The sequence below is a fragment of the Trichocoleus sp. DQ-U1 genome (assembly GCF_039961925.1).
In the GTDB taxonomy this organism is placed as follows: domain Bacteria; phylum Cyanobacteriota; class Cyanobacteriia; order Cyanobacteriales; family FACHB-T130; genus FACHB-T130.
The window spans coordinates 1-9640 of the sequence record NZ_JAMPKB010000128.1 but is presented as its reverse complement, the minus strand read 5'-3'; the positions used below and the strand labels follow the sequence as shown (position 1 = coordinate 9640).

Genomic DNA, 9640 nt, shown 5'->3' with positions numbered 1-9640 from the left:
ATTTAGGAGTTTGCCCCGCGCCGTTAATCCTTTGCGCGAGTTCGCTTCCAACTGTACCAATCCTTGCTCCTTGCCTTGAGCGTCTATCACTGTCAAAATCGCACCTCGATCGAAGGCAGGGATGCTTTGGGAATTGACACCTCCCAACCACAACTGCACCCCATCTCCCTCAACTTTGGTGATTACCGCTTCCGCCGGGAGAGTCTGTTGGTTTAGGAAGTAAGCGGGTTCCTCTTCATTGCTTTTTTGCTTAGCTTCATATTCTGGAATTTGACCCGTAGAAGAAATCTGGTTAGTAGTACGGGCAATATTTGCGATCGCACTCGCCACGGGTTCATCCCCGGTTTGCTGCCAAAGATACTGGGTCATCACATAAGTAAATGCCCCCGCCGCAAAGCCGTTGAAGCGCTGATCCGCCGCCAGTTGCTTGCGATCGGCGGCAGCAATGACGATCCCTTTGGCAACTCCTGCCCTGCGTGCCTGAATATACTCATCCGGGGATAAATTTACCCGCGATAGCAATTGCCGCTGATATTCTTTCTCCACTGGGCTGACTTTAACTTGCACGCCACCATCCAGCGCCCTGACGTTCAAATTCCCCCGTTTCCCGCCCCCAGCATGACAACTATCTAGAACCATTGTCAGGTTTTCTGTTTTTACCGCTGACGCCAGCAAAAACAGCGTGTGTCCTGTGATATCGGATGCAATACCCCCACGGCGACGGGCAACCAAAGGTAGAGAGTTATCGGCAGGGACAATGGTACTGTTTAAACAACTTTCGCTCAGTTTTAAGACCACTTCATCGCATTCTGGGCTGTCATCTACCCGCGAACCGTGCCCGGAGAAGTGAAACACCACAACATCTCCCGGCTTCGCTTGCCCAATCAGATATTCGTCAAATGCACCCAAGATACCTTCACGAGTGGCTTGGGCATCTGTCAGGATATGGACATCCTTCTTGTTGAAGCCAAAGCGGTGAATCAGCAGATGTTGCTGCATTTCCACATCGGTAATGCAACCCGCTAAGCGATCGCTACTATTTTGATAAGCGTTAATTCCCACCAGCAGCGCCAGTTTGCGGGGTGTGCTTTGCGCGAGGACTTTGCCATAGCGATCGCCCTTTCGCATCACATCCAGATGGCTTAAACCCAAAGTTGCCAGCGTCGATCCGGCAAATTGCAAAAACTGACGGCGCTTGATGTGAGACATCATCAATGTTTCCTCAAGTGGTGCAGGATGAAAGGCTGAGATTACTGAAATCCTGTGTTCAACGAGCTATGTTGACGACGGCACAGATTAGTGACATGGTTAACTGTGTTCTATTTATATCGGAAGTCGTTAACGATGCGCTGCGCTATTTTAAGTCGTGCTGGTCAAGTTTTGGCAAACGGAAATTTTATCATTCAACAAGATGAAAATGGCGATCTGAGGTTGGATTTCCGCACAGATGGGGGAAAAATCCTCCAAGGAGGAATCATCGAGCCGGATGGCGACTTAACCTCAGCCAGTAAAGTTCTCTATCGCCAGTTTTTTGAAGCTTGGGGAGTCAGCGAGATCGCACTGACCGCTATGCCTAAGTTCTAGCGTCAACTTTGGGTGGAAACTTATTTTATTTGTCAGGTTGGTAATGGTTAATAAAGAATAGGTGGAAGGATAAAAAAACAATTATCCATTACTGACCAATCATCAAAAAAATAATTAACTAGATTCGATTCCACTTATTTTTCCTAATCGTTGTAGAAAAAGTTTTGTCATTAGTTAGAAATAAATTCTCTAACAAATCTTTGTCAAGCGCTCAGATGAATATTGCCTTATTCAGCTTCGCCAATCAAAGTAAATGCTGCCCACTGCACGGGATCTGAATATTGTTGCTGTTTCATGGTTGTCAGCATCGCATTTCGCAATGCCGTAGCTTTATCAGCCTTTTGCTGAAGATTTTTATAAAACTCCGTCATCAAAAAAGCAGTCGAATTATCCGGGACTTGCCATAGAGAGACCACCACGCTAGGCACACCAGCGGAAATTAAAGAACGGGATAAACCAATAACACCATCGCCCGTAATGCGTCCTCGTCCGGTGTCGCAAGCACTGAGAACCACTAATTCAGCATTCAATTTTAGATTGAGGATTTCTTCAGCAGTGAGCAACCCATCATTCTGGTTAGATGGAGCGAGAGCGATCGCACTTCCCAATCCCCGGTAATCATCTAGTAAGCCATGAGTAGCTAGATGAATGATTCGCGCTTTAGGCAATGCTTGCGCGATCGCGACTTTGGTGGCTTGGCTACCAGTAATCGCTTGAGTTTTGAGTAGTTTAGCAATATCCTTTGCTTCCTGTTCCGCCCACGGCAAATTAGGTAACTGCTGCGCTGGTTCTCCAGGGTTCAGCACCACTCCAGGCATTATCGGATTACCCACTACCAACGCCTCTTGTTGAGATGGAATTGATTGCGTCTTCACACGTTGCTTTTGCTGATGAGTTAAATCCAGCACTTGAATTGAGGGAGCCGTGAGAATCGTATGTTTTTCAATCAGGTATTTGCCATTGGCATATTGGAGAGCTGGGAAGGGGACTAGGAATAGTTCTGTTTGAGGGATAAAAATTACACGAGCATTCGGATCGGTTGGCAGCTCTTTGGCAATCGGTTCTATCAGTAATTGATGCAGATGCTGTAATCTTTTAGTTGGCCTTTCTTCCTCTATTAGCGCTACTTCAATGCCACCACGTCCCCTTACGCCCATTGATTGACGGGTGTTGGTAACAAGGTTTTGTAGAGAAGAATTCTCTTTTTGCCACAAGGGTTTGAGGTCGCTGCGACCAAATGTCACTTCACCTGTGGGTTTGATAATCCAAATAAAAAGTTCTGATTCCTTGGTTTGTTGTTTACCTTGAACTTTGAACTCATTGTAAATAATCGAATATTGAACGAGGGTGGCATTTTGAGTTTTGGCAATTTGTTGAATCTGTGAAATTGTCGGCTGTAGATACTTTGCAGGTAACGTCTCTACAGAGTTCGGGGATAATCGCCTCGACAGCAACTCCACAAACGCCCGTGCCCGACCCCGTTCGGCAATTTCCAGTGCTGCATCGGTCTTATTCTGAGCAATCAGGACTTGTTGTAAAGTGCGATAGGTGCGAACTTGCTGCTCGAAAATTGAAACTTTATTGGCATCGTCGCTGCCTAATCTTTCTCGGAGAGATTCCCTAACCTCCATTCCATCGATTAGAGTTTTCTCTGCTGCCGCAAGATTGCCAGATTTGTAGAGAGCAACTCCCAGATTTTCCAGAGCTGTCCCCTCACTTTGGCGGTCTTTAATCTCCCGTGCGATCGCCAACACCTGCTGGGAGTACTCAATCGCCTTGGCATAGTCCCTCAGGTCAAGGTAAGCAAGTCCCAGATTTCCCAGAGCTTTCCCCTCACCCTGGCGGTCTTTAATCTCCCGCGCGATCGCCAACACCTGCTGGGAGTACTCAATCGCCTTGGCATAGTCCCTCAGGTCAAGGTAAGCAAGTCCCAGATTTCCCAGTGCTTTCCCCTCACCCTGGCGGTCTTTAATCTCCCGCGCGATCGCCAAATGCTGCTGTTGGTACTCAATGGCCTTGGCATAGTCCCCCAGGGAACGGTAAGCAACTCCCAGATTTCCCAGTGCTGTCCCCTCAATTTGGCGGTCTTTAATCTCCCGTGCGCTCGCCAAATGCTGTTGTTGGTACTCAATCGCCTTGGCATAGTCCCCCAGGTTAAGGTAAGCAACTCCCAGATTTCCCAGAGCTGCTCCCTCACTTTGGCGGTCTTTAATCTCCCGCGCGATCGCCAAATGCTGCTGTTGGTACTCAATCGCCTTGGCATAGTCCCCCAGGGAATCGTAAGCAACTCCCAGATTTCCCAGAGCTTTCCCCTCACCCTGGCGGTCTTTAATCTCCCGCGCGATCGCCAAATGCTGCTGTTGGTACTCAATGGCCTTGGCATAGTCCCCCAGGGAATCGTAAGCAACTCCTAGATTTCCCAGTGCTGCTCCCTCACCCTCGCGGTCTTTAATTTCTCGATAGATAATCAGTGCCTGTTGCCAAGACTGTAATGCTGCCTCAAATTGACCGATCTGATACTGGTGAATCCCTTGATCTAGCAGTCGGTCGGCTTTCGCTTTCCGGTCAGCTTGGGTTTGAGCTAACACCCGTGGCGCTCTTAAAGGTGCTGGAAAATTGGCAGCTAAAGGTGCCGAGACGGAGGCAACAAAGGCGATGAAGGCGATTAGACTGATTCTACGAGAATGCATAGTTGGCTAGGTAAATGAACTGAGTTGTCAAATAGCTGGGATGAAGATAGGCACAGAGGCGCTGTCTCTACGGTTCGCCGATGAGGATGAAAGCCGCCCAGTTTATTGGGTTGGGATGTTGTTTCATCGTCGCTAGCATGGCGCTTCGCATTGCAGCAGCTTTATCGGGATTCGATTGAAGATTTTTATAAAACTCGGTCATCAGGAAGGCAGTCTGCTCATCCGGCATAGACCCAGGGGGGGCAATGACGCTGGGAACTCCCGCTGCCATCAAAGAGCGCGTTAGCCCAATCACGCCATCCTCGGTAATTCGACCCAAACCCGCATCGCAGGCACTCAGGACAACTAACTCAGCGTTTAGCTTCAGATTCAGGATTTCTTCTGCTGTGAGCAACCCGTCATCGGTATTAGAGGGAGCGAGAGCGATCGCATTTCTCAATGCCTCCTCCTCATCGATTAACCCAGTCGTTGCGAGATGAATAATTCGCGCTTGGGGCATTTGCTGCACAATCGAGGTCTCAGTTGCTGCGTCGCCGGTAAGCGCTTGGGTATTGAAGAGATTCGCGATCGCGTTTGCTTCCTGTTCCGCTCCGGGCAGTTGCTGTAACAACACCGGCTTTTGTCCTATCTTGGGAGGAACGCGGGGCATCGTCGGATTCCCCACCACCAGCACATCCTTGGCAATCCCTTGGATTCGCTGTCGATGCTTGTAAAGTAAATCCAGCGACTGAATCGAGGGAGCAGTGAAAATTGCGTGTCGCTCGATCAGGTATTTGCCTTGTTTATCTTGCAGCGCTGCGAAGGGAAGCAGAAACAGAGATTTTTGCGGGATAAAGGCGACACGAGCGTTCGGAGCTTTTGGCAACAATTCGGCAATCGGCTCAACGAGCAGCTGATGAAGTTGCTGTAACTGCTTGCTTGGGCGATTGTCCTGTTTTGTCGTCACGAAGATGCCACTCTTATTTGCAGCACTCCCAATCCCCATCGCCGCACGACTACTACTCACCAACTCTGAGAGAGAGGTATTTTGCTTCTGCCACAACGGTCTCAGGTCAACCCGTCGTAAGGTGATTTCACCTGTGGGTTGAACCACCCAAATCAGCAGTTCTGATTCCTGGGTTTGTTCTTTTCCTTGAACGGGGAACGTCTCGTAATTAATTGAGTATTCAACGAGTGTAGCGTTGTGTTCCTTAGCAACTTGTCGAATTTGTTCGATATTGATTGGATTGACGGTCGCTGGAGCCTCTGGAGTTTGTGCCAACACCTGAGAGCCAGGGAAAATTTCAGCCGTCTTCCCTGGGAAAGGGGTTAAGACAGTTGCCACAAAAGTAATCAGTAAGGGTACAAGGTTTTGCACCCCGGTAAGGCTGATTTTCTGGAGTTGCATGGCTGACAAGGTAAGTAGATGTACGGACAGTGTTTACACTGTCTTAGCCCAGGGAATCGGGCGTGTCCAGTGTTGGCTGTATCCTGGGGTAGTGGTGACGCCAACGCGACAAACCAAGCGATCGCGTATGCACTCTGATGCGCTGTTTGTGCCTCCTCTTGGGCACCCCAATATCTTGAAACCCAGTTAAAACTCTACCCAAATGCTGCTCATCCACAGCATTTTTTGATTAGAGTGGAATTATTACCTGTATTGCTGTCCTTCAGCCCAAAGACCATGAGTTTACTTGTCAAACAGCTGACCACTTATCTAGCTTTGCTGGCTATCGGCGGTGGTGCAGGAATATATGCCAGTCGCCATTTCGCAGCAGACAACCCCAGTGTCGAAGGCAGAATCCCATCAGCGATTCCAGCCGCGCTACAGCAAATCTCCCCGCCCCAGAATCGCGCTCCCCAAGAGAACCTGAATTTTATTGCCGAAGCAGCCGAAAAAGTTGGCCCTGCTGTCGTGCGAATTGATGCGGCTCGTACCGTATCGCAGGACATTCCAGATACTTTCAGAAGCCCGTTTTTCCGACGATTTTTTGGGAATGAAACGCCGGTTCCGGAAGAACGGGTGGAACGAGGTACCGGATCTGGCTTCATTCTCAGTGCTGATGGTCGCTTAATGACAAATGCCCACGTTGTCGCGGGGTCAGATAAGGTCAAGGTGACGCTCAAAGATGGTCGGACGATGGAGGGTCAAGTTGTGGGAGCCGATCCGGTTACGGATGTGGCAGTTGTCAAAATTGATGCGACAAAGTTGCCGACGGTACGCTTGGGAGACTCGAATAACTTAATACCGGGACAGTGGGCGATCGCAATTGGCAATCCCCTCGGTCTAGATAACACGGTGACGGTGGGTATCGTCAGCGCGACGGGTCGCTCCAGTTCGCAGGTAGGTGTCCCGGATAAGCGAGTCAGATTTATCCAAACCGATGCCGCTATCAACCCTGGTAACTCTGGTGGCCCCTTGTTAAATGCCAGGGGTGAAGTGATTGGGATTAATACAGCCATTCGGGCAAATGCTCAGGGACTCGGTTTTGCCATCCCGATTGAAACCGCCGAACGAGTCGCCAATCAGCTATTTAGCAAAGGTCGCGTCGAGCATCCCTACATGGGAATTCAAATGGTAACGCTGACGCCGGAACTAAAAGACGACATTAACAAAGACAATGAGGCGGGCTTCAAAGTTACGCAGGATAAAGGCGTTGTCATCGTTCGGGTGGTCAAAAACTCACCCGCAGAACGCGCTGGCTTGCGTGCAGGAGATGTGATCCAGAAAGTTGGCGGTCAAGCGGTCGCAAGTGCCGATCAAGTGCAAGAACGGGTAGAAGCGAGTAGCGTCGGCTCCAGATTAGAAGTAGAGGTCAACCGTAGCGGTCGGACTGAAACTGTCCAAGTACAACCTGGTGCCTTCCCTGTGGAGTAGCATCAATAATTTCTGTTTTTAACGCAAAGGTACGCTGAGGTTGGCGCAAAGGTACGCAAAGCAGTAGGGAGCTAGGTTGAGGAAGGAAACCCGAACCTTAGACTAGACACGCTTCTAGGGAGCGGGTCATTTTGGGGCAAGGAAGAAAGTAATTGTGCGTAGTTTTGCATTAAAAAAGGGCTGATGAGCGCCCAAAAGCAATTCATCAACCCTTATTAGCAATTAGCAATTAGCGATTAGCACTTAGCTAATTACTTGCTTTCCGTAAAATCAGCATCAATTACATCATCCCCAGTACCAGTGGACTGACTGGAACCACCACCACCAGGGGTGCCGGTGCCATCGCCAGGAGCGGCACCTGCGCCGCCTGCTTGTTGATAGATGTTCGTGCCGATGGTGTAGAGAGCCTGCTGTAGCTCTGTGGTGAGCGTCTTGATGCGCTCATCGTCTTCCTTAGCGATCGCATCGCGCAGGTCTTTGACCAATCCATCGACCTTGCTCTTGTCAGCAGCGGGAACCTTGTCGCCCAAGTCAGCCATTTGCTTCTCAGCTTGGTAAACGAGGGAGTCAGCTTGATTCTTGCGGTCAATCTTCTCACGACGCTCCCGGTCAGTGCTCGCATTTTGTTCGGCTTCCTTGACCATCCGCTCCACTTCGTTTTGGGGCAGGGTGGAAGCACCCGTGATGCTGATCGATTGCTCTTTGCCAGTACCGCGATCCTTAGCTGTGACGTTCAGGATACCGTTGGCGTCAATGTCGAAGGTAACTTCAATTTGTGGCATTCCACGAGGAGCCAGAGGAATCCCATCCAGACGGAAGATCCCCAACTCTTTGTTGTTCGCCGCCATCTCCCGTTCGCCTTGCAGAATCTTGATTTCTACGTTGGTCTGATTATCTACAGCAGTAGAGAAGACCTCAGACTTCTTGGTAGGAATCGTGGTGTTGCGGGGGATAATCTTGGTCATCACGCCACCGAGGGTTTCCACACCCAAAGAGAGGGGGGTAACGTCGAGCAGCAATAGTCCTTCAGTTCCAGCTTCACCTGTGAGGACACCGGCTTGAATTGCGGCACCGATAGCTACCACTTCATCCGGGTTGACGGTTTGATTGGGTTCTTTGCCCAAAACCCGCTTCACCAGTTCTTGTACGGCAGGAATCCGGGTAGAACCACCGACCAGCACGACTTCATTAATTGCACTCTTGTCTTGCTTGGCGTCGCGCAGGGCGTTCTCTACAGGAATGCGGCAGCGATCGATCAAGTCAGCGCAGAGTCCTTCAAACTGAGCGCGAGTCAGGGTCATATCCAGGTGCTTTGGACCATCCTGGGTAGCGGTGATAAATGGCAGGTTGATTTCCGCTTGTGTGACGCTAGATAACTCAATCTTGGCTTTTTCAGCGGCTTCGGTGAGACGCTGGAGGGCTTGACGGTCTTTGCGGAGGTCAATGCCTTCAGATTTTCTGAATTCTTCGGCTAAGTAATCAACGATTTTCTTGTCGAAGTCGTCACCACCCAGGTGAGTGTCGCCAGAGGTCGCTAACACTTCAAACACGCCATCGCCCATTTCCAAAATGGATACGTCGAAGGTACCGCCACCCAGGTCAAATACCAGAATGGTTTCGTTGGCCTTTCTTTCGAGTCCGTACGCCAAGGAAGCGGCGGTTGGCTCGTTGATAATCCGCATTACATCAATCCCGGCAATCTTACCAGCATCTTTGGTAGCTTGGCGCTGGGAGTCGTTGAAGTAAGCGGGAACGGTGATTACAGCTTGGGTAACGGTTTCTCCAAGGTACTTGCTGGCATCATCCACCAGCTTGCGAAGCACTTGGGCAGAAATTTCTTCTGGTGCAAACTGCTTGCTCTGAGCGGGGCAGTCTAGCTTAACGTTGCCGTTGCTATCGCGCAGCACTTTGTAAGAAACTTCGGTGGCTTCGTGGGTGATTTCTTCAAACTTGCGTCCGATAAAACGCTTCACCGAATAGAAGGTGTTTTCGGGGTTCATCACCGATTGACGCTTGGCGATTTGACCCACTAAGCGATCGCCATTTTTGGCAAATGCTACGACAGAGGGGGTTGTCCGAAAACCTTCTGCGTTAGCGATCACGGTGGGTTTACCACCTTCCATCACTGCTACGCAGGAGTTTGTCGTACCTAAGTCAATTCCAACTACTTTTGCCATAGGGGTATTTCGGCTTCCTAATAACTACAAAAACTTTTGAGGGCGGATACGGAACTACAAATTGAACCAACCGGGTTAAATCAGCAGCTCTTTCCAGATTTAATAACCATTGGTGCGTGCGTACCGATCTATATAGTGTGCGGGATTAGCCACTCTGGTGTTGTGGGGTTTTCCGAACCTGAGGAAGGACGGTTAACCTTCAGGAGGCATCCCCTTTGGCTCAATCACTTAACATCTGCTGATTGCTTTCACTGTGTCTACTGTAAGGAAATCAGGGGCTTTAGGTATGGGGGCAAGCCGTAATTAAATAGGTGTATTTGCCGTCTAGAGGA

7 protein-coding genes are annotated in these 9640 nt (G+C 49.8%); 3 read left to right on the top strand and 4 right to left on the bottom strand.

Translation table 11 applies throughout. The annotated features are described in order from the left end of the window. On the bottom strand, positions 1-1212 hold a 1212-nt coding region (locus tag NDI34_RS26725; RefSeq protein ID WP_348234344.1), incomplete at its 3' end, for a caspase family protein. A gap of 132 nt (positions 1213-1344) precedes the next feature. Here NDI34_RS26725 and NDI34_RS26720 point away from each other — a divergent pair. Continuing rightward, entirely contained in the window at positions 1345-1584 is a 240-nt protein-coding gene (locus NDI34_RS26720) for a hypothetical protein (protein WP_190429476.1), read from the top strand. A 227-nt stretch (positions 1585-1811) separates the two neighbouring features. Here the strand turns inward: NDI34_RS26720 and NDI34_RS26715 are convergent, their stop codons facing one another. Beyond that, positions 1812-4274: a CHAT domain-containing tetratricopeptide repeat protein gene (locus NDI34_RS26715; protein WP_348234343.1), complete on the bottom strand. Its 2463-nt coding sequence runs from the start codon at positions 4272-4274 to the stop codon at positions 1812-1814. A gap of 67 nt (positions 4275-4341) precedes the next feature. After that, positions 4342-5661 (bottom strand): CHAT domain-containing protein, encoded by a 1320-nt coding sequence (locus NDI34_RS26710; protein ID WP_348234342.1) that lies wholly within the window; start codon positions 5659-5661, stop codon positions 4342-4344. Between NDI34_RS26710 and NDI34_RS26705 the strand changes: the two genes are divergently transcribed. Both NDI34_RS26705 and NDI34_RS26700 read left to right on the top strand, forming a co-directional pair. Continuing rightward, entirely contained in the window at positions 5660-5851 is a 192-nt protein-coding gene (locus tag NDI34_RS26705) for a hypothetical protein (protein WP_190414778.1), read from the top strand. The genes NDI34_RS26710 and NDI34_RS26705 overlap by 2 nt on opposite strands. 86 nt (positions 5852-5937) lie before the next feature. Continuing rightward, positions 5938-7131, top strand: a complete 1194-nt coding sequence (locus NDI34_RS26700; protein ID WP_190414777.1) for an HhoA/HhoB/HtrA family serine endopeptidase — start codon at positions 5938-5940, stop codon at positions 7129-7131. Between the two features lie 251 nt (positions 7132-7382). Here the strand turns inward: NDI34_RS26700 and dnaK are convergent, their stop codons facing one another. Continuing rightward, positions 7383-9308 carry a molecular chaperone DnaK gene (dnaK, locus tag NDI34_RS26695; RefSeq protein WP_190414776.1) on the bottom strand — a complete coding sequence of 642 codons (1926 nt, stop codon included), beginning with the start codon at positions 9306-9308 and terminating at the stop codon, positions 7383-7385. Between the last annotated feature and the right edge of the window lie 332 nt (positions 9309-9640).

What these genes read in the sequence shown, in the direction of transcription:
- NDI34_RS26720 (WP_190429476.1), top strand. Translation starts at nt 1,345, where the DNA reads ATGCGCTGCGCTATTTTAAGTCGTGCTGGTCAAGTTTTGGCAAACGGA.
- NDI34_RS26715 (WP_348234343.1), bottom strand. Translation starts at nt 4,274, where the DNA reads ATGCATTCTCGTAGAATCAGTCTAATCGCCTTCATCGCCTTTGTTGCC.
- NDI34_RS26705 (WP_190414778.1), top strand. Translation starts at nt 5,660, where the DNA reads ATGGCTGACAAGGTAAGTAGATGTACGGACAGTGTTTACACTGTCTTA.
- NDI34_RS26710 (WP_348234342.1), bottom strand. Translation starts at nt 5,661, where the DNA reads ATGCAACTCCAGAAAATCAGCCTTACCGGGGTGCAAAACCTTGTACCC.
- NDI34_RS26700 (WP_190414777.1), top strand. Translation starts at nt 5,938, where the DNA reads ATGAGTTTACTTGTCAAACAGCTGACCACTTATCTAGCTTTGCTGGCT.
- dnaK (WP_190414776.1), bottom strand. Translation starts at nt 9,308, where the DNA reads ATGGCAAAAGTAGTTGGAATTGACTTAGGTACGACAAACTCCTGCGTA.